The 21,930-nt window shown below is 65.6% G+C and carries 20 protein-coding genes; 11 read left to right on the forward strand and 9 right to left on the reverse strand.

Annotated features, from left to right (window positions below; all coding sequences use genetic code 11):
• Positions 1 to 6: 6 nt before the first annotated feature.
• Positions 7 to 873, reverse strand: a complete 867-nt coding sequence (tesB, locus tag ACPYOD_RS04600; protein ID WP_481300551.1) for an acyl-CoA thioesterase II — start codon at positions 871 to 873, stop codon at positions 7 to 9.
• A gap of 184 nt (positions 874 to 1,057) precedes the next feature.
• Here tesB and ACPYOD_RS04605 point away from each other — a divergent pair, with 184 nt between their 5' ends.
• Complete coding sequence (locus ACPYOD_RS04605; RefSeq protein ID WP_481300552.1) at positions 1,058 to 1,975, forward strand: hypothetical protein; 918 nt, start codon at positions 1,058 to 1,060, stop codon at positions 1,973 to 1,975.
• A 27-nt stretch (positions 1,976 to 2,002) separates the two neighbouring features.
• On the opposite strand, the gene ACPYOD_RS04610 is transcribed toward ACPYOD_RS04605, so the two are convergent.
• A complete protein-coding gene (locus ACPYOD_RS04610) occupies positions 2,003 to 2,557 on the reverse strand; it encodes an N-acetylmuramoyl-L-alanine amidase (protein WP_481300553.1) in 555 nt (184 codons plus the stop codon).
• 45 nt (positions 2,558 to 2,602) lie between these two features.
• Between ACPYOD_RS04610 and ACPYOD_RS04615 the strand changes: the two genes are divergently transcribed.
• The 3 genes from ACPYOD_RS04615 to ACPYOD_RS04625 all read left to right on the forward strand — a co-directional run bounded on the left by ACPYOD_RS04615 (position 2,603) and on the right by ACPYOD_RS04625 (position 5,756).
• The gene (locus ACPYOD_RS04615) at positions 2,603 to 3,121 is read left to right on the forward strand and encodes an alpha/beta hydrolase (RefSeq protein WP_481300554.1); all 519 of its coding nucleotides are present in this window, start codon (positions 2,603 to 2,605) and stop codon (positions 3,119 to 3,121) included.
• On the forward strand, positions 3,118 to 5,262 hold the full coding sequence (gene rlmKL / locus ACPYOD_RS04620) for a bifunctional 23S rRNA (guanine(2069)-N(7))-methyltransferase RlmK/23S rRNA (guanine(2445)-N(2))-methyltransferase RlmL (protein ID WP_481300555.1): 2,145 nt from the start codon (positions 3,118 to 3,120) through the stop codon (positions 5,260 to 5,262). The genes ACPYOD_RS04615 and rlmKL overlap by 4 nt, the downstream gene beginning before the upstream one ends.
• A 77-nt stretch (positions 5,263 to 5,339) precedes the next feature.
• The gene (locus ACPYOD_RS04625) at positions 5,340 to 5,756 is read left to right on the forward strand and encodes a hypothetical protein (protein WP_481300556.1); all 417 of its coding nucleotides are present in this window, start codon (positions 5,340 to 5,342) and stop codon (positions 5,754 to 5,756) included.
• Positions 5,757 to 5,857: 101 nt separating this feature from the next.
• On the opposite strand, the gene pdxR is transcribed toward ACPYOD_RS04625, so the two are convergent.
• Positions 5,858 to 7,288 carry a MocR-like pyridoxine biosynthesis transcription factor PdxR gene (gene pdxR / locus ACPYOD_RS04630; protein WP_481300557.1) on the reverse strand — a complete coding sequence of 477 codons (1,431 nt, stop codon included), beginning with the start codon at positions 7,286 to 7,288 and terminating at the stop codon, positions 5,858 to 5,860.
• Positions 7,289 to 7,360: 72 nt separating this feature from the next.
• Here pdxR and ACPYOD_RS04635 point away from each other — a divergent pair, with 72 nt between their 5' ends.
• Both ACPYOD_RS04635 and ACPYOD_RS04640 read left to right on the forward strand, forming a co-directional pair.
• On the forward strand, positions 7,361 to 8,062 hold the full coding sequence (locus ACPYOD_RS04635) for a pyridoxamine 5'-phosphate oxidase family protein (protein ID WP_481300558.1): 702 nt from the start codon (positions 7,361 to 7,363) through the stop codon (positions 8,060 to 8,062).
• Positions 8,059 to 8,625 (forward strand): hypothetical protein, encoded by a 567-nt coding sequence (locus ACPYOD_RS04640; RefSeq protein WP_481300559.1) that lies wholly within the window; start codon positions 8,059 to 8,061, stop codon positions 8,623 to 8,625. The genes ACPYOD_RS04635 and ACPYOD_RS04640 overlap by 4 nt, the downstream gene beginning before the upstream one ends.
• A 1-nt stretch (position 8,626) precedes the next feature.
• On the opposite strand, the gene ACPYOD_RS04645 is transcribed toward ACPYOD_RS04640, so the two are convergent.
• The gene (locus ACPYOD_RS04645; protein ID WP_481300560.1) at positions 8,627 to 9,061 is read right to left on the reverse strand and encodes a DUF6491 family protein; all 435 of its coding nucleotides are present in this window, start codon (positions 9,059 to 9,061) and stop codon (positions 8,627 to 8,629) included.
• A 180-nt stretch (positions 9,062 to 9,241) separates the two neighbouring features.
• Between ACPYOD_RS04645 and egtB the strand changes: the two genes are divergently transcribed.
• A complete protein-coding gene (egtB, locus tag ACPYOD_RS04650) occupies positions 9,242 to 10,510 on the forward strand; it encodes an ergothioneine biosynthesis protein EgtB (protein WP_481300561.1) in 1,269 nt (422 codons plus the stop codon).
• Entirely contained in the window at positions 10,507 to 11,490 is a 984-nt protein-coding gene (egtD, locus tag ACPYOD_RS04655; protein ID WP_481300562.1) for an L-histidine N(alpha)-methyltransferase, read from the forward strand. The genes egtB and egtD overlap by 4 nt, the downstream gene beginning before the upstream one ends.
• A 108-nt stretch (positions 11,491 to 11,598) precedes the next feature.
• Here egtD and mfd read toward each other — a convergent pair whose 3' ends face one another.
• The 5 genes from mfd to ACPYOD_RS04680 are packed head-to-tail and all read right to left on the reverse strand — an operon-like array spanning position 11,599 to position 18,069.
• Positions 11,599 to 15,048, reverse strand: coding sequence for a transcription-repair coupling factor (gene mfd / locus ACPYOD_RS04660; RefSeq protein WP_481300563.1), 3,450 nt, complete (start codon positions 15,046 to 15,048; stop codon positions 11,599 to 11,601).
• A 51-nt stretch (positions 15,049 to 15,099) separates the two neighbouring features.
• A complete protein-coding gene (locus ACPYOD_RS04665) occupies positions 15,100 to 16,008 on the reverse strand; it encodes a cation diffusion facilitator family transporter (protein WP_481300564.1) in 909 nt (302 codons plus the stop codon).
• 59 nt (positions 16,009 to 16,067) lie between these two features.
• Positions 16,068 to 16,586 carry a Slp family lipoprotein gene (locus ACPYOD_RS04670; RefSeq protein ID WP_481300565.1) on the reverse strand — a complete coding sequence of 173 codons (519 nt, stop codon included), beginning with the start codon at positions 16,584 to 16,586 and terminating at the stop codon, positions 16,068 to 16,070.
• A gap of 28 nt (positions 16,587 to 16,614) precedes the next feature.
• Positions 16,615 to 17,517: a 23S rRNA (adenine(2030)-N(6))-methyltransferase RlmJ gene (locus tag ACPYOD_RS04675; RefSeq protein ID WP_481300566.1), complete on the reverse strand. Its 903-nt coding sequence runs from the start codon at positions 17,515 to 17,517 to the stop codon at positions 16,615 to 16,617.
• An 18-nt stretch (positions 17,518 to 17,535) separates the two neighbouring features.
• Positions 17,536 to 18,069 carry a DUF6630 family protein gene (locus ACPYOD_RS04680; protein WP_481300567.1) on the reverse strand — a complete coding sequence of 178 codons (534 nt, stop codon included), beginning with the start codon at positions 18,067 to 18,069 and terminating at the stop codon, positions 17,536 to 17,538.
• A 193-nt stretch (positions 18,070 to 18,262) separates the two neighbouring features.
• Between ACPYOD_RS04680 and ACPYOD_RS04685 the strand changes: the two genes are divergently transcribed.
• From ACPYOD_RS04685 to ACPYOD_RS04695, 3 genes are all read left to right on the forward strand, one after another.
• Positions 18,263 to 18,682 (forward strand): hypothetical protein, encoded by a 420-nt coding sequence (locus ACPYOD_RS04685; RefSeq protein ID WP_481300568.1) that lies wholly within the window; start codon positions 18,263 to 18,265, stop codon positions 18,680 to 18,682.
• A 94-nt stretch (positions 18,683 to 18,776) separates the two neighbouring features.
• A complete protein-coding gene (locus ACPYOD_RS04690) occupies positions 18,777 to 21,011 on the forward strand; it encodes a M1 family metallopeptidase (RefSeq protein ID WP_481300569.1) in 2,235 nt (744 codons plus the stop codon).
• A complete protein-coding gene (locus ACPYOD_RS04695) occupies positions 21,008 to 21,916 on the forward strand; it encodes a hypothetical protein (RefSeq protein WP_481300570.1) in 909 nt (302 codons plus the stop codon). Before ACPYOD_RS04690 ends, ACPYOD_RS04695 begins: the two co-directional genes overlap by 4 nt.
• Positions 21,917 to 21,930: the final 14 nt, after the last annotated feature.

The raw sequence follows: 21,930 nt of genomic DNA on the forward strand, positions 1-21,930 counted from the left end.
AGTCGCTCAGTCCTGGCGGACGCGGATCAGCCCTTCCTGCGCGGTGGAGGCGACGAGGACACCGTCGCGCGTGTAGATCGTGCCGCGTGCCAGGCCGCGGGAACCCTGCGAGGTCGGGCTGTCGAACGAGTAGAGCAGCCATTCGTCGATGCGGAACGGTCGGTGGAACCACAACGCGTGGTCCAGGCTCGCCATCTGCATGTTCCGTGTGAGGTAGGAAATGCCGTGCGGAAGCGTGGCCGTGCCGATCAGGTGGAAGTCGGAAGCGTAAGCGAGGAGCGCCTGGTGTAGCGACAGCGAGTCTTCGATGGGCGCTGTGAGGCGGAACCAGATGTGCTGATAGGGCGGGCGCTTCGCGGGACGAAGTTCGTCGCGCGGCCACACGTGGCGAAATTCGAACGGGCCGTCGACGCCGAGCCAGCGCTGCGTCTTCTCGGGCAAGCGGCCCAGTTGATCGGCAGACATTGCGGGCATCGGCTCCACGTCCTCGGGTGCGGGCACTTCGGGCATGGAAATCTGGTGCTCGTAACCCGCTTCGGGCTCCTGGAACGAAACGGAGCTGTTGAGGATGGGCTGGCCGTGCTGGATCGCCACGACACGGCGCGACGAGAACGAGCCGCCGTCGCGCGTGCGTTCGACGCTGTAGACGATCGGTGCGTTGATGTCGCCGGCGCGCAGGAAATAGGCATGCAGCGAGTGCGCCTCGCGCCGCGGATCGACCGTGCGCTGTGCCGCCGACAGCGCCTGGCCGAGCACCTGGCCGCCGAAGACGAAGCGGGTGCCGATATCGCGGCTCTGGCCGCGGAACAGGTTGTCTTCCAGGCGTTCGAGTTCGATCAGTTCGACGAGTTCGCCGACGTGGTTGTCCGACATGGGTGTTCCCCGAATAGGTGATGCGCGCTGCTCGGCAGTATACCGGGGCTGTTCGGCCGTCTACGACCTTTGGAATATCGACAGTGCTGTCGGGTGAGATTAGCTTGACCATTGGTTTCAGCGCAGGCGACAGCCGCACCTGCCAAGGAAAGGTTCAAGGCATTAATGCCACGGAGAGGCAGCGATGAAAAAAGTATTTCGGCATGTGAAGAGCCTGGGCTTGATCGCTTTGATCATGGTCTGCCATGCGTGCTCGACCCATGTCCTCCAGGAAGCACGCCAGAGACCTTCACGCGCGGATGACGTTGAGGGCGCGACCGTCGCGGCTCATCTCGCCTCGCGCAGTTCCGAGGCGTTCGCCAATTGCAATGGCAACGTCAACATGCCGATATTCCTCTGTTCCGGAATCCTGTTGAGGGGTACGCGATATTCGCCGAACTACCACTCCTGGGTACCCAATCCAATTAACCCCAAAGGCGACGGAGTTTCGTTTTCGTTTTATCGCCAGGACGCCAAGTTCAACAAGCTGGCATATAGTTACACCCATGGCTTCATTGTCTATCCGCTAGTCTACAATCCTGCGCCTGTCATAGATCTTGAAATACTCTGCGGTTTTCCCATAGATGCCAATAGCGACAATCGCGTGAGCCTGGGGTGTGGGTACAATCATGCTTACCCCGCGAACAGCGGACCGTGCCAGGCTCAGGGAATCGGCGACTCGACCAGTTGGCTGGCGCACTACCGTACCGCTGGAGTCAATTCGCACCAGTATCAGTGCGGCTTCACGCTAGTAGGCGGAACCCCGAACAACGCAGCTGTCTTCATGCAAATGCTCGACGCGATGCGGAAGATGGGCCAAGAGTCGTTCAATGAGCAAAACGAACTGATTATCCAGAGCTGGAAGGCTACACCGAACCAGATCGGTATCGAAGCATTCTTTTACCTGGGAAATTCAAATGGGCTCGCGGATTCGCAGAATGAGCAGAAGGACTTCTACAACACGGTTGGCGTATGGCGTCCGATCATTCGGATGACGCTGCCAGCTACGAGCACAGGCTCCGCACAGTTCCAGTACATTTCAAGCGAGCAAGGTGTGCGTTGATGGCTGTAACTTAGTAACTACGTGCAGCTAGCAGCTAACACGGCCGAGACGCCCGGCGTCGTAAGCACGGGCCCAGGGGAACTGCGGGCCGGGGTCGCGCTTGCGGGGCACCTCGTTTTCCGGATCGTCGCTGGACGGCACCATGGCCGTGTCCAGGTCCTCGTGGCCGGCAATGTGGCGCAGGGAAGGGAAGCGTTCCACCAGGTGGTCGAGCAACGCACGCAGCGCGAGGATCTGCTTTTCCGGATACGGCTCGGTCATGGTCTGCCGCGCGGAATGGAACCAGTCCGGGTAGCGGCCGGTGTTCACCAGCTCGATGCCGATCGAGCGCGGATTGTAGCCGCGGGTGTGATGGGCGACGCGAAGTGGGTCGACATAGCACAGCACCGAGCCATCGCGGTCGATGTAATAGTGGCCGCTGTTGCCGGCGCCACTGTCGTGGAGCACGCGCTCGCCGTACTCGCGGGCCATGGCCAGGTCGGGCAGCTCGGTGCAATGGATGACGACGAGGTCGATCTCGTCCGGCTTGCGTTCCGGCAGGACCGATTCGTAGGGCAGGGGGGCGTGAAGGATGTCGATCATGCCGCTTTGATAACATAGCCGGTCATTCCGCGTACGGAGACCGCCATGCGCGGCCACATCATCCTTTCCCACGGTTCCGATTCCGGCCCCGACGCCACCAAGGTGAGCGCCCTCGCCGCCGTGGCCGAATCGCTCGGCTGGAGCACCACCCGGCCGGACTACCGCGAGGACGATGCCCGCGGCCACGCCGGCTCCATCGACCCGCGCCTGGCCCGCCTGGGGGCGGCCATCGCGGCCTCGCCGGTGCCGCCGGTCCTCGTGGGGTCGAGCATGGGCGCCTTCGTCTCCGGCCTGGCCTCGCTCGACGCGCCGGTGGCCGGCCTGTTCCTGCTGGCCCTGCCGACGCGCATTCCGGGCTACCCGCGGTCGTTCGCCATCCGCCCGGATGTGCCCTCGTTCCTGGTGCATGGGTATGCCGACGACGTGTGCCCGCTCGACGATGCGCTGACGTTCGCGCGCGGGCACGCCATGCCCGCCCTGCTGGTGCAGGACGATCATCGCCTGGGTGCGACCCTTCCCGACATCGACGCTGCATTCCGCCGCTTCCTGGACACGCTGGCATGACCGCCTTTTTCGCCACCTGTCCGAAGGGATTGGAATACCTGCTGAAGGACGAACTCGTCGCTCTCGGCGCCACCGACGTGCGCGAGGCACTCGCCGGAGTGTCTTTCGCCGGCACCATGGAAACGGCTTACCGGGCCTGCCTGTGGTCGCGCATGGCCAGCCGCGTGCTGCTGCCGCTGGCCGAATTCGAGGCTGCCGATGCCGAAGCGCTTTATGCCGGCATGCAGGACATCGACTGGGCCGAGCACCTCGCTCCGCACGGCACGCTGGCCGTGGACGCCAATACCGCGCTCAGCAAGCTCACCCACAGCCAGTTCATCGCGCTGAAGACGAAAGACGCCATCGTCGACCAGTTCCGCGCCGCCAGCGGTGCGCGTCCCGATGTGGATCCGGAAGAACCCGATCTCCGCGTGAATGTGCGCGTCCGCCGCGATCGCGCCACCGTTTCGATCGACCTGTCCGGTTCGCCCTTGCATCGCCGCGGTTGGCGCGAGCAGCAAGGCGAAGCCCCGCTGAAGGAAAACCTTGCCGCCGCCATGCTCGTCCGTGCGCAATGGCCGCGTATCTATGCCGAAGGCGGCGCATTGGTCGATCCGATGTGCGGCTCCGGCACGTTGCTGATCGAAGGCGCGCTGATGGCGGCAGGCGTGGCGCCGGGCCTGCGCCGCGACTACTACGGTTTCCTTGGCTGGCTGAAGCACGATTACGCGCTATGGCGCACGATCTACGACGAGGCCAAGGCACTCGCAGACGAGGGGATGCGCGCCCTCCGGCCCGTCTTCTTCGGCAGCGACTCGGACCCGCACATGGTGCAGACCGCGAAGCGCAATGCGCAGAGCGCGGGCGTGGCCGGCTTCGTCCATCTCGATCGCCGCGATGCCGTGCACGTCGAGCCTCCGCCGGAAACACCTCTCGGCCTCGTCATCACCAATCCGCCGTATGGCGAGCGCCTGGGCGACCGGGCCGAACTGCCGGTGCTGTATCGCGAGCTTGGGCAGGCGCTGAAGGACCGTTTCGCCGGGTGGCGCGCGGCCGTGCTCGCGGGCGACGAGGAACTCGGACGAGCGCTTCGCCTCAGTCCGGACAAGCGCTACGCGCTGTACAACGGCGCACTGGAAACCCCGCTCCTGACGTTCTCGCTGCGTGCCCGCGACGACGCGCCCCGCGAGATGAAACCGCTCTCGGCCGGCGCACAGATGTTGAAGAACCGGTTGGAGAAGAACGTCCGCCACCTGCGCAAGCGCCTCGCGAGGGAAGGCATCACATGCTGGCGTGCCTACGACCAGGACCTGCCGGAGTACGCGGCCGCCATCGACGTGTACGAAGACTGGCTGCACATCCAGGAGTACAAGGCGCCGCAGGACGTTCCGGCCGACATTGCACGCATCCGAGTGCGCGAGATCGTGCGCGTGGCGGGCGAGGTATTCGGTACGCCGCGCGAGCGGATCGCCGTGAAGACCCGCGAGCGTGGGAAGGGCGGCTCGAAGTATGGCCAGTTCGACCAGAAGGGCGAGTTCGTCGAGGTGCACGAGGGCGGCCTGACCTTCCTCATCAATCCGACCGACTACCTGGATACCGGGTTGTTCCTGGACCACCGTCTCGTTCGTGCGCGCATACGCGAACTGGCTGCCGGCAAGCATTTCCTGAACCTGTTCGCGTATACCGGTACCGCCAGCGTTTACGCGGCGGCCGGCGACGCGCGGGACACCACCACCGTCGACCTCTCCGGCACTTACCTCGACTGGGCCTCGCGCAACCTGGCCCTGAACGGCTTCACCGGCAACCGGCACCGACTGGTGCAGGAGGACGCGTTCACCTTCCTGCGCAGCCGGTCGATGCAGTACGGGCTGATCTACGTGGACCCGCCGACGTTCTCCAACTCCAAGAAGGCCGACGACTTCGACGTGCAGCGGGACCACGTGGAGCTGCTGATGCTCTGCGCGGAGCGCCTGCTGCCTGATGGCGTGATCGTTTTCTCAAACAACTTCCGTCGTTTCCAGCTTGATAGGGCGGCCCTGGAACCCCATCTTTCCATCGAAGACTGGAGCGCCCCGAGCATTCCCTTCGACTTCACGCGGCGCCACGACATCCACGGTTGCTGGCTCCTTCGGAAGCCGTTCGTGAACCCCTGGACAACGTGAAGGGCAGGTCGAGAAAACTTCAGTCCGGATTCAGCGCCGTAGCGCGAATCTGCGCTCGACACCCGGAGGTAACTGTCATGAAAGGTAAGTTCGTCAAGTCGAGTCTGGCCCTGGCCGCTGCAGGTCTCATGGCTTTCGCGCCCGGCGCGTTCGCACGCGGGCACGGCTATTACGGCGGCGGCTACGGCGGCTACCACGGTGGATACGGTTACCACGGCGGCTACGGCTATCGCGGCGGTTACTACCGCGGTGGCGGGCACTACGATCACGCGGGCCGCTGGATCGCCGGCGCCATCGTCGCTGGCGCGGTGGTCGGCCTCGTCGCCAATGCGACGGCGCCGCGCACGGTCGTCTACGATCGCCCGGTGTACTACAGCCGTCCGGCCACGGTGGTTTATGAAGACGCACCGGTGGTCACCCGCCGCGTCACCACCACCACGACCTATGTCGACGACGGCTACGGCACCCGCTACGTCCGCGACGACGGTTATTGATCGGTCGTTCGTCAGCTAACGAAAAGCCCGGCCTCGCGCCGGGCTTTTTTTTTTGGGGTTCTTCCCGAGAAGAACGTCTTTTATTTCCTTCGCGTGCGCGCTTAAGGCAATGGCAGACAGGCGGCGAGCCTGCGCACGCCCTCGCGGATGTCGGGAAGGCTCATCTGTGCGTAACCGAGCAGCACGCCGGGGCGGCCTTGTCCGAGGAAATAGCCGGAGATCGGATAGACGCCCACGTCGTGGGCCGCCGCGGTGGCTATGACATCCAGCTCGTTGCATCCGGCCGGCAGCCACAGCACGACGTGGGCGCCCGACGCCGCGCCCGTCATTGCCATCGTGTTGCCCCAGGCGGCCTGCGAGGCTTCGACCAGCGCGTCGCGGCGTGCGGCCAGGCTGCGCCGGACGCGGCGGAGGTAGAGCTCGTAGCTTCCCGAGCTTACGAACTCGGCGAGCACGCGTTGTTCGAGTCCCGCAGTCTGGCGGTCGGCAAGCCATTTCGCTGCTTCGAACACACCGACGAGGGCCTTCGGCACGATCAGGTAACCCACGCGCAGCGCCGCGAACACCGTGCGGGAGAATGTGCCGACGTAGATGCCCCGGGCACCGCCATCCAGGCCTTGGAGCGATTCCAGCGCCTGGCCGTCGTAACGGAACTCGCCGTCGTAGTCGTCTTCCACCACCACGGCACCGCAGCGGTTCGCCCAGTCGAGGATGGCAAGCCTGCGTGCCATCGTCAGCACGCCGCCGGTGGGGAACTGGTGCGAGGGCGTCAGGAAAAGCGCGCGGGCGGAAGGTGGCAGGTTGGTTGGGTCGATCCCGGCTTCGTCCACGTCGACGGGGCAAAGCTGCGCCCCCGCGGCCGCGAGGATCGCCCGGGTGCCCTGGTAATGAGGGTTCTCGATGGCGACCGCGTCGCCGGGGTCGACCAGTACGCGGACGATCAGGTCGAGCGCCTGCTGCGAACCATTGACCACGATGACTTGCGACGGATCGCAGGTGGCGCCGCGCGAGCGACGCACGTGGGCGCAGATCGCTTCCCGCAGGCTGGGGTGACCGGCGGCCGGGCCGTAATCGAGTTCGCGCGCCGACGCCTGCCTCGCATGTTTTGCCAGGAGGCGCCGCCAGTGCGTGAACGGGAAGTCCGCGATGTCGCCGCGCCCATAGGCGAAATCGTAGCGCCGGTGCGAGGCAGCGGTCGAAAATACGAAGCCCCCAGGCGGCGTCCGCGCCACGTGCTCTCCGTATCGGGACAGGCTTATGGGGGCGATCCGGCCATCGGCGGGACGGATGCCGACCTCGGGCAGCACGAAGGTGCCCGAACCACGACGCGTGGCCACATAGCCCTCGGCCTGGAGTTGCTCGAACGCGGCCACTACGACCGTGCGCGATACGCCCCACTGCTCGGCAAGGTCTCGCGTGGAGGGCAGGCGGTCGCCGGCACGTAGACGCCCCGAGCGGATCGCATCGCGAATTCCTTCGAAGACCTGCTTGCCCAGGGTGCCGCTGCGGTCGAGTGGTATGGTTAGTTCCATAAAAAGTGGCCCTTCAACGAGGCCACTATAGCGGTGACCATGGCTTCGTCACAGCGAGACGAGGAGCAGGCCTTGGAGCACACATCGCGCTCGGAGTTGAGGCAGCTCGCTGCCCGGGGCACGCACGATTGGGCGGCTATCGCCGCGATCCTGGATGCCGGCTTCATGGCGACTATCGCGTTCGCCGTCGACCACCAGCCCTTCGCCCTGCCCATGCTCTACGGGCGCGACGACCGCACGTTGTTCCTCCACGGCGCGGCCAGCGCACGCATCATGAAGGAGCTTGGTAGCGCCATCCCCGTGTGTGTCTCGGTGACGCTGGTGGATGGGCTGGTCCTCGCGCGTTCCGCTTTCAACCATTCGATGAACTACCGCTCGGTGGTGGCGTTCGGCAGCGCGCGCGCCCTCGACGATCCGCGTGCGAAGCTCCACGCGCTGCGAACGCTCTCCGATCACCTGTTGGCGCGACGGTGGGAAGACGTGCGTGGTCCCACGCGCGCCGAGCTCGCGCAGACCACCGTGCTGCAACTCGAGATCGAAGAGGCATCCGCCAAGGTGCGTGCCGGTCCGCCGATCGACGACGACGCCGATCTCGGCCGACCCGCATGGGCCGGAGTGCTGCCGCTAGTCACGGCAGCCGGGGCTCCGGTCGCCGATCCGTTGCTCGACCGTGCCATCGGCGTGCCGGGGTACCTCGGGCGGCCCGGCGATTTTGCCGCTGTGCGTGAGGCGGCGCGAACGCCTGCCGACGCGGCACGCGAGGCCACCCCATGACGCCGCTGCGGCGGCTCGTGGTGGGGCTCGTCCTGATGCTGTCCATGCCGGTGGCAGCCGCGGTGGAACACGGACCTCCGCCATCCGCAGGGGGCGGGCAGCATGACTTCGATTGGGAGTGGGGACGGTGGCTGACGAAAGTACGGGTTCTGCAAAACCCGCTTTCAGGCCAGCCCGCCAAGTGGGCGGAATTTTCAGGCACGACCGTCGTCAAGCCGCTGCTCGATGGCAAGGCCAACTTCGTGGAGCTGTCGGTCAAGGGCGGCACCGGTGACATCGCCGGCGGCTCGCTACGCCTGTACAACCCGCGGTCCCGGCAGTGGAGCCTGAACTTCGCCAGTTTGCGCGATGGCCTGATGACCGCTCCCGTGTACGGCGGCTTCGACGGGAAGGGCATCGGCACGTTCGTCGGCGCCGACATGCTGGACGGCGAGGCGATTCTCGTGCGCTTCGTCGTCACACGGCCATCCGCCGACTCGGCCCGGTTCGAACAGGCCTATTCGGCGGACGGTGGAGCTACCTGGGAAACCAACTGGATCGCGATCGACACGAGGGAGCGCTAGGTCAGTGCACCATGCCATTGGGTTCCGCGCCGGAGCCCTTGTGTTTCGCGTTCTTCTCCAGGCGCTTGTACGTTTCCTTGTCGATCTTCTCCACCGAGCCGATCTGGCACGGCGGATCGTCGCGGCGAACGATCTGTTCGTTGATGCTACCGCAGATGCGCATGGGCGCCACCGCCTTGATGTTCTCGGCACCGCGGAAACGGATGCCACCGCCGAGGTCCATGCGGGGGCAGTCGGTCGTCGTGGTGACCTTGAAGAAATTGGGGCCGTTCGCGACGACCACAGTACGGTCGTCGACCATGGCCCAGTTGCTGATGCGATCCGTGCGCATGCAGTCGTTCACGGGAAGTTCCTGACGTGCCTGGGGACGGGCGTCCTGTGCCTGGACGGCGCAAGTGACGAGGAGCGAAGCGGCTAGCAGGTAACGGACGTTCATGGCACATCCTCCGGGGCTGGTAACTAACGTTAAGACCGAACCGGCCTGGAGGCGAGAGTGCGCGGGGCCCGGGTGCACTGGTCGTTAAGCTGGCGGCAGGCTGCGCTCACGTTCGTTGAACGTTTCCTAGGGCATCGTGCCCGAATATCGCCGTCCCCACGGCCGTACCGGAACCGCCGCATGTCCGTCCGCCCGTTAGGCATCCCGTCCAACCCGCCTGCCGGCGCGGACCTAGCCCGACGCTTCCTCCGCATCCGCCAACGTTCCGAAGCACTGGCGGCGCCATTGCGGCCGGAAGACACCGTGGTGCAGTCGATGCCGGATGCCAGCCCCACGAAGTGGCACCTGGCCCATACCACCTGGTTCTTCGAGCAGTTCGTGCTCGGACGCGATGCCGATTACGTGCCCGCGAATCCCGAATGGCATTTCCTCTTCAATTCGTATTACCAGTCGGTGGGACCGATGCACGCGCGTCCCCGTCGCGGCATGCTCACGCGGCCGGCGCTGGACGACGTGCTGTCGTATCGCCGGCGCGTGGACGAGGCCGTTGCCGAACGCCTTGCGCGTGGCGATGACGAGGCGCTTCCGGGGCTGATCGAACTGGGTCTGCAGCACGAACAGCAGCACCAGGAATTGCTGCTCACCGACATCAAGCACGCGTTTGCGCAGAATCCGCTGCAACCCGCCTACCAACCCGACACGCCGCGCGGCGTGTCGGTCGCGCCACGAGCACTCGAGTACGTGCCTTTCGACGAAGGCGTGGTGACGATCGGCCACGACGGCAATGGCTTCGCCTTCGACAACGAGGGGCCGCGCCATCGCGCGTACCGCCAGGCCGGCGCGCTCGCGAATCGCCTGGTAACGAACGCGGAGTTCATGGCTTTCATCAATGACGGTGGATACCGCGAGCCGATTTTGTGGCTTTCCGACGGCTGGGCGACGGTGCAAAGCGAGGGATGGCAGAGGCCGCTGTACTGGGACGAAGCACTCGAGACCGAATTTACGCTGCAAGGCCGCCGCGCCATCGATCCACACGCGCCCGTATGTCATGTCAGCTACTTCGAAGCCGACGCCTTCGCACGCTGGGCAGGTGCACGCCTGCCCACCGAAGTGGAGTGGGAAACGATGGCGAACGACATTCCCGTGCAGGGGAACCTTCAGGACGCCGGTATGTTCCAACCGGTGGCATCCGCGTCGGACGCCGTGCTCGCGCAGATGTTCGGCGACGTTTGGGAATGGACGATGAGTCCCTATATCAGTTATCCGGGCTTCCGGCCGCTGGCCGGCGCGCTCGGCGAATACAACGGTAAGTTCATGAACGGGCAGTGGATTCTCCGTGGCGGCTCGTGCGCCACGCCTGCCGACCACATTCGTGCGACGTACCGCAATTTTTTTCCTCCCCATGCCCGCTGGCAGTTTTCGGGGATACGACTGGGAACCGATCGATGAGCGCTCAACCCAAGGACATCCGTGTAGACGACCGTCATCCGGATGTAGAGGACACCCTGGAGGTCGTGCGGCGCGGGCTCTCCGCCAAACAGAAGAAGCTCCCCTCGCGACTCTTCTACGACGAGCGGGGCTCGGCACTCTTCGAGCGCATCTGCGAGCAGCCGGAGTACTACCTCACGCGCACGGAGATCGCGATCATGCGCGATCACGCCGCGGACATCGCGCAAGTGCTCGGTCCCGACGTACGCCTGGTGGAGTACGGCAGCGGCAGCGGCATCAAGACGCGCATGCTGCTGGAGCGCCTGCAGACGCCTGCCGCCTATGTGCCCGTGGAAATTTCGCGAAGTGCATTGATGGAAAGCGTGGCGGGACTGGCTTCCCGCTTTCCGGACGTGCCGATGCAGCCGGTGTGTGCCGACTTCACCCAGCCGTTGCGTCTGCCGGTGGCCGCCCGACCGCCGCGCCGCACCATCATCTATTTCCCCGGCTCCACGATCGGCAACTTCGAGGCGAAGGACGCCGTTCGCATCCTGCGACAGATGCGCACCGAGATGAGTGACGGTGGTGGCGTGCTGGTCGGTGTCGACATGAAGAAGGATCCGGCGGAGATCGAAGCCGCGTACAACGACGCGGCCGGTGTCACGCGCGAGTTCACCCTCAACATGCTGGTGCGCCTGAACAACGAAGTGGGCGCCGATTTCGACGTGACGGCGTTCCGCCATCGCGCGCGCTACAACGCGCTGGCCGGTCGCATCGAGACCGACCTTGTAAGCACGAAACGCCAGGACGTACACGTGGGCGGCGACGCCTTCGCCTTCCGCGAGGACGAAGCCATGCACGTGGAATACAGCTGCAAGTATTCGCTCGAAGACTTCGCGCAGCTGGCCGCGAAGGCGGGCCTCTCGGTTGCCCAGGTCTGGATGGACGACGAGCGGCGCTTCAGCGTGCAGTACCTGGTTCGCGCCGCTCCCGCGGGCTGAATCGCTTTTGCCATCGCCGACAGGGTCGGCTCCTACCGGGATGCAAGGAGCCAAGCCGTGGGTTCCTTCGCCAACCTGGTGGGAGCCGACCCTGTCGGCGATTCATCGTCAGCCGGGACGTGGCGCGCCGAGTGCCACCAGCAGGTCCTGCGCCGTGCGGATGCGCTCGCTTGAACCGGGCAACTCCATCAGCACACGCAGCTTGTCCTGGCCGTCCATCTTGTAGATCCGGGGCTGTTGCTGGATCAGCCTGATCAAGGCCATGGGATCGATGTCGGGCTTGTCGCGGAACGTGATGCGCCCGCCGTTCGGACCGAAGTCGAGCTTCCGCACACCCAGGGGCGTGGCCATCAGTTTCAGCTGCGCCACGGCGAAGAGGCATTTCGTCTGGTCCGGCAACAGCCCGAAGCGATCGATCATCTCAACCTGCAATTCGCGGAGGCCTTCTTCGTTGCGCGCGCTGGCGATGCGCTTGTACAACGTGAGGCGCGTATGCACGTCGGGCAGGTAGTCCTCGGGAATGAGGGCCGGCAAGTGCAGTTCCACCTCCGTTTCGTGCTCGGAGGTGAGGTCGAAATCGGGCACCTTGCCCGACTTCAGCGCGCGCACGGCGCGATCGAGCAGTTCCGTATAGAGCCCGAAGCCGATTTCCTGGATCTGCCCCGACTGCTCCTCGCCCAGCATCTCGCCGGCACCGCGTATCTCGAGGTCGTGCGTGGCCAGCGTGAAGCCCGCGCCGAGTTCTTCCAGCGACGCCAGCGCTTCCAGGCGCTTCTCCGCATCGGCGGTCATGGCCTTTCGGTCGGGCACGATCAGGTAGGCGTACGCACGGTGGTGCGAACGTCCCACGCGTCCACGGAGCTGGTGCAACTGGGCCAGCCCGAAGCGGTCCGCCCGATTCACGACGATGGTATTCGCGGTGGGAATGTCGATGCCGGATTCGATGATCGTGGTGGATACGAGCACGTTGAAGCGCTGACGATGGAAGTCGGCCATCACTTCCTCGAGTTCGCGCTCGGGCATCTGGCCGTGCGCCACGCGGATGCGCGCTTCGGGTACCAGTTCGGCCAGGTCGCGCGCCGTGCGCTCGATCGATTGCACTTCGTTGTGCAGGAAGTAGACCTGTCCGCCGCGTGCGAGCTCGCGTTGGATCGCCTCGCGGATCAGCGCCGGCTGGTAGGTCGAAATAAGCGTGCGTACGGCGGTGCGGTGGGCGGGCGGTGTCGCGATGATCGACAGGTCGCGCAGGCCGCTCATGGCCATGTTCAACGTGCGTGGGATCGGCGTGGCGGTGAGCGTCAGCAGGTCCACTTCCGCGCGCAGCTTCTTCAACTGTTCCTTCTGCCGCACGCCGAAGCGCTGTTCCTCGTCGACGATGACGAGTCCCAGGTTCTTGAAGCGAATGTCCGCCTGCAGCAGCTTGTGCGTGCCCACCATCACGTCGATCTGGCCGTCGGCCAGACGCTCGAGCGCGGCCTCCACTTCCTTCTTCGACTTGAAGCGCGAGAGTACTTCCACGCGCACCGGCCAGTCGGCGAAGCGGTCGGCGAAGTTGCGATAGTGCTGTTGGGCGAGCAGGGTGGTCGGTACCAGCACGGCCACCTGCTTGCCCGCGGTGGCGGCGGCGAACGCCGCGCGCAGCGCCACTTCCGTCTTGCCGAAACCGACGTCGCCGCAGACCACGCGATCCATGGCGCGCGGCGCGGCGAGGTCGACGATCACCGCGTCGATGGCCGCCTGCTGGTCGGGCGTTTCCTCGAACGGGAAGGTGGCCGCGAACTCTTCGATCATCTGGCGATCGACCGACAATGCCTCGCCCTGGCGCGCTTCGCGTTGCGCATAGATCGCCAGCAGTTCCGCCGCGACGTCGCGTACTTTCTCGGCGGCCTTCTTGCGCGCGCGCTCCCAGGCGTCGCCACCCAGCGAGTGCAGCGGTGCCAGTTCCGGCGCGGTACCCGTGTAGCGGCTGACGAGGCCGAGCTGGGCGACGGGCACATAGAGCTTGTCGCCCTTTGCGTATTCGATGGTGAGGAACTCGCCGGGCATGTCGCCCACATCGAGCGAGACCAGGCCCTGGTAACGGCCCACACCGTGATCGATATGCACGATGGGCGAGCCGATCGACAGCTCCGTAAGGTCCTTGATGATGCTTTCCGGATCGCGTGCCGCGCCGGCGCGGCGTTTGCGGTCCGTGCGCACCCTTTCGCCGAACAGTTCGCGCTCGGTAAGCACGGTCAGTGCGGGTTCGGTAAGCGCGAAACCCTGTTCGAGCGACGCGGCCGTGATCGCCAGCGCTTCGCCGCGGCCGAGGAAGTCCTTCCAGCCGTCGACGTTCGCCGGCTTGAGGCCGGCCCCGGCCAGCTGTTCGATCAGCGCCTCGCGGCGGCCGGCGGAGTCGGCTGCGATCAGCACCCGCCCCGGGTAGCTCTTCAGGAAGTGCCGCAGCGCGGTGCCGGGTTCTTCTCCCTTGCGATTCAGCGGCACGTCGGGGGCCGGCTGGGTGCCGAGTTCCACAGCGTGTTCGTGGCCTTTCCCGACGACGTCGACGCGAACCTGGCGGTTGAGGCGCTCGCGCAGCTGTTCCGGTGGAAGATAGATTTCGGCCGGCGGGAGCACCGGCCGTTCGATGTCGTGCGCGCGTTGTTCGTAGCGCTCGGCGGTCTGTGTCCAGAACTGTTCGGACGACTCCAACACGCCCTCGCCGAGCACGAACAGCGCATCCCCGGCGATGTAGTCGAACAAGGTTTCCGTGCTCTTGAAGAACAAGGGCAGGTAGTACTCGATGCCGCCCGGCGTGACGCCTTCCTTCACGTCCTGGTAAAGCGGACAGCGCCGGATGTCGATGGGAAAGCGTTCGCGCAGGTTGGCCCGGAAATCCTTGGCGGCGTCTTCGGTCACCGGAAATTCGCGGGCGGGAAGCAGGTCGACACCTTCGACCTGCTGCTGGGAGCGCTGGGTTTCGGTATCGAACGTGCGGATGGATTCGACCTCGTCGTCGAACAGCTCCACGCGATAGGGTTCGCTGGCGCCCATGGCGTAGATGTCGATCAACGCGCCGCGCACGGCAAAGTCGCCCGGCTCGCTCACCTGTGGCACGTTGCGATAACCGGCGGCCTCGAGGCGACGCTGTTCCGCGGCGAGGTCGAGCTTCTGGCCCTTGCGCAGCACCAGGCCGGAGCCCGTGATGTGGGTGCGCGGCGCGATCCGCTGCATGAGCGTGGCCACCGGCACCACGAGGACGCCGCGCCGCGTGGATGGCAGGCGATACAGGGTGGCTATGCGTTGCGAGACGACTTCGGGGTGCGGGCTGAACACGTCGTACGGCAGCGTTTCCCAATCCGGGAAATGCAGTACCGGGAGCTCCCCGGCGAACACGGACAGTTCGCTCTCGAGGTTGTCCGCACTACGCGTATCGCGCACCACGACCACGAGGAGACCCGCGTGCGCCCGGGCGGCTTCGGCGACCTGAAGCGCCCAGGACGAACCGTGTGGGGCGACCCAGAAACGGCGGATCTTGGCATTGACGGGAAGTGGCGGGCTGGGAAGCGTGGCGGGCATGGAATCGGGCTTGGGCCTTGCGGACAAGCGTTCGATTGTACTACCGCGCTGTCAATCGGCGTGGTCGGGCTCGAAGAAGCTCCAGCGCACGTCCTTGAACTCGGCCCTGAAATCGGCCTCGACGATATTGATGGCCTCCACCATGGCACGGGCGGTAGGTGTCTGCGCCATCCGGGCCTTGATGGCCACCATCACGTCCGTGCCCATCTGCAGGGTCAGGACGTTGTAGACCTGATCGATCTCGGGGCGGGCCTCCAGGAACGCGACCATCGCGGCGCGCTGCTTCGGCTCCACGCCCTGGCCGATCAGCAAGGCTTTCACTTCGCGAGCGACAGCGATGGCGACCAGGATAAGCAGCACACCGATGGCGATGGTGCCGGCGGCGTCGAAGACCAGGTTGCCGGTGAGCATGGTGAGGAGGACGGCCAGCAATGCGAGGCAAAGGCCCAGCAAGGCCGCCAGGTCTTCACCGAAGATCACCAGGAGTTCGCTCGCACGCGTTTCCTGGAACCATTGCCACAGCGATCTGCCGTCGCGGGCCTTGTTCACTTCCTGCATGCAGCCGTGCATGGAAATGCCTTCGGTGACGATGGAGAACGCCAGCACGCCCACCGCGAGCCAGGGCCAGCGGAGCGGTTCCGGATCGGTGAGCTTGTGGATGCCCTCGTAGACGGAAAACATGCCGCCGACGCTGAACAGGAGGATGGCCACGAGGAACGACCAGAAATACAGTGCGCGGCCCCAGCCCAGCGGATAGTCGGGTGATGGAGGGCGCTTCGCCTGGCGCATGCCGAGCAGCAGCAGGCCCTGGTTGCCGCAATCGGCCAGCGAGTGGACGGCTTCCGCGAGCATGGCGCCGGACCCGGTGAAGATCGCGGCGACGAGCTTGGCGATGAAAATGGCGAAATTGGCTCCGAGCGCGAGGAAGATCGCGCGCTTCGAATCGGCATGTCCCGACATGTGGTCCCCGTCCCTTGCTTATCGCAAGATCTTACCAAAGCTCCGCCGCCGATAGCGGTTCAACGGATGACGCCGACGCCCACACCGAAGCTCACGTTGGGATGGCCGCCGGACATTTCCTTGGCCGTCCAGACGTGCGACTGGTTCACCGACACGAGCGGGAACGTGTATTGCGCCTGGCCCACGTTGCCGGTGCGGGTGCCGTTGAGGCGGCCGGCGACAGTCACCAGCCCGCCCGCGGGGAAGTCGAGGCTTTCGACGTATCCCGGCATGGCGGCGATGAAACGGCCGTTGCCGGTATCGTTGGCCTGCGGCCGCTGCGAGCCGTCCAGGGGGTAGGCAAGAATTTCGATTTCGCTGTGATCGGCGAAATTGCGCACGGTGACGATGCGGCCACCCCAGATCACGTCGGCGTTGCCGTAGCGTTCCGGCTCGCGAGCGACTTGCGCCGGTGGCACGGCTGCATTGTTCGGCGTCGGCTTGTAGATGGGCGCTGGGGCGCATCCCGCCAGTGCGGCGGCGAAAGCGAGCGAGAGGAGGGCGGCAGGGACGGCGGGACGGCGTGTGGACGGTCGCATGGGTCTGCTCCTGGCGTGTGCGACGACTTTAGCGCCGCCGCACTGAATGGAACGGCTGCGGAGCGTGGGCGGCATGTTCATCCGGACCATCGTCGAGCAGCCAGGTCAGCCGGTATTCGGATTTGCCCGGCGTACCCAGCAGCTTCGGCAGAAGGCGAAGCGAATCGCGCAGGGCTTCATCGAGTTTCCACGGCGCGTTCACTATCGCCACGCCCGTGCCGTTGAGGCGCAGCGGCGAATCGTCCGGCCGCAGCAGCAACTCGGCAACGAGCACGCGCTTCGCTCCGCTTTTGGTAAGCCAACGATGGAAGGGCTGCACCTGGCTGCGCAGCTTGATGGGATACCACACCGCATAGGTGCCGCCGGGCCACTTCTCGAGCGCCGCCTTCAGCGCCTTTTCGATCAGGCGGAACTCGGCATCCTGGGCTTCGAACGGCGGGTCGATGAGAACGAGTCCCCGTTTCTCCTTGGGCGGCACCAGCGCCTTCAAGGCCTCGTACCCGTCGCGCTGGTGTACGTGCATGCGGGGATCGTGGTGGAAGAGCTGGCGCAAAGCACCGGCCTCGTCGACCCGCAATTCGCAGAGCTGCGCGGAATCGCCGGCGCGCATCAGGTGTGCGGCGATCCACGGTGAGCCGGGATAGTGGCGCATGGCCTCGTCGCCTTCATTGCAGGCGCGGACGATTTCCAGCCACTTCCAGAGCAGGGGAGGCAGGCCGCTGGCGGTCTTCAGCACCCCGAAGCCTTCGTCGGATTCCGAGGTTTTCCGTGCCTCGGCACTGCGCAGGTCGTAACGGCCGCGGCCTGCGTGCGTGTCGATGTAGCAGAAGGGCGAATCCTTCTGCTTCAGGGCATCGATAAGGGCCACGAGCACCATGTGCTTGAGGACATCGGCAAAGTTGCCGGCATGGTAGGCGTGGCGATAATTCATGCCGGCAGTATAGCGGCCTCAGCTCACCTGGTTTCCGAGCCTGAGGTTGATGCCCAGTTCCGTGGCGATGATGCGCATGGCCTCATCGTCCCGCGACTGGGTGATCCAGCCCGCGTAGACATCGTCGTCGTCCGCTTCGCGAGCCCACAGCGTGTATCCGTGCTGGTTCAGCTGGTCGAAGGCGCGGGAGAAGATTTCCGGGCCGTCTATGTCTTCGTGGAATTCGTCGTCGTCCGGATCGCCATCCCAGTCGATGGAGAGGTTCCAGCGGCTGGCCAGCTCGTTGATCGCCTCGATCAGGGCGCGCGTGTCGTCGGCGTCCACCTCGAAGCCGGAGCGCCAGTCGGTGACCTGGGCCACGATCCGCATGGGATCGTCGTCGCCTTCTTCCTCCACGATGTCGCGGTACGCGGCGAACTGTTGCAGCGCGCCGTCCTCGTCACCCGGGTTGATCAGTGCCAGCAGGCGCCAGACCCTGGACTCGGTCGAATCCTCGCCGTCCTCGTCGTCGTAGCCGTCTTCGTGGTCGAAATCGTCGTCGTAGGAAGCCATGGATCGGTTCTTCGATAGGGGAACGGCAGTATCGCCGATACCCTGGCCGGCGGTCTAAGTCATTGATCGCCAAAGGCCCCCTGGCGGACCTGCCGAATTTTCTTATTGACCGGAAACGGCAAACGCGCTGTGCTGCGTTTAGCCGTCCAATCGGCTCGGCCGCAGACGGCCGGCATTGAAGGGGGGATTACCTATGAACGCGATTGCTTTCGTTCGGGCGACGGGCGTCGCCACCATGCTGTTGTTCGTCGCCGGCGCGGCTGCCGCCCGGTCGGACGAGCCGCCGCCGGATACGATCTGTTCGGTCCTGCAGACCGCGGACCGATACGTGGGTACGACGGTCACCGTGCGCGGCACCGCCAGTACCGAAGGCAAGGTCACCATGCTCACCGACGCGCAATGCAAGGGGGCGGTGAACCTAAGCATGGACGCCGCCGCTGCGCGCAAGCGTGACGTGGTCTCGTTCCGGCGCACGGTGAGCGAGAAGGGTGTACGCGCCGACGCCACGGTGTTCGGACGTTTCGAGGCCACCGGCGACGCACACGCGCCCTATGCGATCGACGTGTACAGCGTGCGCGACGTGAACCAACTGCCTGCCGCCGAAGGTGGCTGAACCCGGGCACCGCCCGGGCGACCGTGACCTTTGGCCTATATCGGGCCCGCTCCCGGAGACGCAATCTCGTGCGCTTCCAGGGGAGGGTGGGCCGATGCGCCGTCAGGCAGCCAGAATCGTTCGTTCGACCATCGCCGGCGCACTGATGTGCGCCGGCGGCGTATCGGCCCAGGTGCCGCCGGCGCAGGTTCCGGCCGCGGCCTCCACCACGGCGCCTCCCGCGACGGCGGCTCCCCCCGCGGACATCGCCTTCGCTTCGCCCCGTGCCGGCTTCGTTCGCACGCCCAGCGCGCCCGAGGCCTGGGGCGGGCCCCGCAAAGGCAACGAGCCGACGCTGTCCGATCGCGTGGTGTCCTACAGGATCCAGGCCCGGCTCGATCCCGCAAAGCACACCGTCGACGGCCAACAGCAGCTGACCTGGCGCAATCGCAGCGACAGGCCCGTCTCGTCGGTATTCCTGCACCTGTACCTCAACGCCTTTGAGGGAGAGGGCAGCACCTTCTTCACCGAGCGCCGCTTGCTGGCCGCGCATGGCGGGTCGCGTGGCATCGCGCCGGTCAAGAAAGGGGAGTGGGGATACATCGATCTCGGAAACGTGGAGCAGGACGGCGCCGCGCTGAAGTGGCTCTACGTGCATCCGGACGGCGGGCCGGAAACGGACCATACCGTCGTGCGCGTCGACCTGGCGCAGCCGGTGCCGGCGGGCGGCAGCGTCACGCTGGACATGAATTTCCACAGCCAGTTGCCGCGCGTGATCCTGCGCACCGGCTACGTCGGGCAGTTTCACCTCGTCGGCCAGTGGTTCCCCAAGATCGGGGTGCTGGAACTTCCCGGCGAGCGCGGTGCCACGGCGCCGCGCTGGAACGTCCACGAATTCCACTTCAACAGCGAGTTCTACGCCGATTTCGGCGAGTACGACGTCCGCGTCACCGCACCGAAGGATTACGTCGTGGCCGCGGTGGGCGAGCAGCAAGGCGCTCCGGTGCAGGAAGGCCAGGACCTGACCTGGCACTTCATGCAGGGCGACGTGCACGATTTCGCCTGGATGGCCGCGCCCGGATACCGGACCCTGGACGGCGAATACAACGGGCCCGGCAGCCCCAACGTGAAAGTGCGCGTGATCTATCCCCCCGAGTACGAGGCGAGCGCGAAGCCGGTACTGAAGGCGTCCCTCGACTCCCTCGCGTACTTCTCCAAGACCCTCGGGCCGTATCCCTACAAGACGCTCACGGCTGTCGTGCCGCCGTTCAATGCGGCGGAGGCGGGCGGCATGGAATATCCGACGTTCTTCACCGCGGACAGCTTTCGCGACGTGAAGCCGAAGACGCTGGACGAATACCTCCTGGATTTCGTCACCGTCCACGAGTTCGGTCACGGCTATTTCTATGGGCTGCTCGCGTCCAACGAGTTCGAGGAACCCATGCTGGACGAGGGCCTCAACGAGTACTGGGACGATCGCATGCTGCACGATCGCGGGCAGAAGGTGTACCTCACCAAACCGTTGTGGCAGTTCTTCGGTGCCGAGCCACCGCTCGACCCGTTCATGCTCGAGCACATGTTCGCGAGGTTGCGTCGTCCCTCCGATCCGCTGGGCGAAAATGCCTGGGACCGGCTGTCGAGCGCCGACTACGGCACCGTGTATTCGCGCACGGCCACGGCGATGCACGACCTGGAAGAGCGCCTTGGCAAGGACGTAACCGAGAAGGCGTTCCGCCAGTACTACGCGACGTGGCACTTCCGTCACCCCGGCATCGCCGATCTCCAGGCCACGCTCTCCGAGGTCTCCGGAAAGCCGGACGTGGTGGCGCAGGTGTTCGATCAATACGTGTACGGCACCGAACGCATCGACGATCGCGTCAGCGACATCGTGAGCAAGGAGGTACTGCCTCTTGCCGGCACGCGTGTGAAGGACGGCCGGCGCGAGGAGATCACCTCGGACGCCAACGACGAAGCCATCGAGAAACAGCGTGACGCCTGGGACAAGGCGCATCCGGATGCCGCGCCGGGGACGGGGCCGTTCCCGTGGAAGACGATCGTGACGGTGCGGCGCGATGCTTCGCCCGTGCCGCAGACGCTCAAGGTCACTTTTGCGGACGGCTCGTCGGAAACGGTGCGCTGGGACGACGGCCGCCGCTGGGCACGCTTCGTGTTCGTGAAACCGGTGAAAGGCGCGTCGGCCGAACTCGATCCGGAGCGGAAGATCTATCTCGACTCCGACAAGCTCAACGACAGCCGCACCGTGGATGCCAACCACGCGGCGTCGCAACGATGGGGCGCGGACTTCGCCGCCCTCCTGCAAGGTCTCTATTCGCTCGTGGGGACGCTATGAACGGCCGTCAACGACGCTCCTCCCTCGCGGCCATCGGTAGCGCCAGCATCGCCGGATTGCAGTGGCGCCTGATGCTTCTGTGGATCTTCGTCACGCTGCTCCCCACGATGGTGGTGGCACTGCCGTTGTGGCGCGTGCTCGACGACCTCCTCGGGCATTCCGTGCATGCGGAGGCCTGGGCCCGCCATTTCGACGGTCTCATGTTCGGCGACGTGTTCGCGGCATTGACGAACGACAACGCCTGGACCGGCATGGCATTCGTCGCGGGCATGCTGTTGACCTTGCTCACGGCGCCGTTCCTTGCCGGCATGATCGTGGCGGGTGGACGCGCGCACAGGGCGCTGAGTTTCGGCGGGCTGCTGCAGGGTGGGGCGGCGGAATACGGTCGCATGCTGCGCCTGTCGATCCTGGCCCTCGTTCCCTATGGCATCTTCGTCGCCGCGGCTTTCGGCGCCTCGTCGTTCGCCGACGACAAGATCGACGCTGCCGTCCTGCCCTCGAGCGCCGACTGGTACCAGCACGGCGCGCTTGCCGTGGCGTTGCTGTTCTTCGTCATCGCCCAAGCGATCGTGGAATCGGCGCGTGCGCAGTTCATCGCCGACATCGGGCTCCGCTCCGCCTTTCTCGCGCTGGGGCGGGGCTTCATGCAGTTCATCCGCAGGCCGTTCTCGACCTTGTTCGTCTACCTTGCGATCACCGTGGTCGGCGGTGTCCTGCTGGTGGCGATTGCCGCCTGGCGCGGCCATACGGCAGCGGCGGGCAGCAGATTCCCGCTCGGCATCCTCATCGTGCAACTGGGTGTGATCGTGGTCGCCTGGATGCGCACCGCGCGGCTGTTGGCGCTGGCGGGACTCGTCATGGTCAACCCGCGCCGCCGCCGTACCGACTTCGCTCCGGCGCTGTAGGGCGCCGGCTCCCA

Source organism: Luteibacter sp. HAY1-4A (assembly GCF_056755355.1).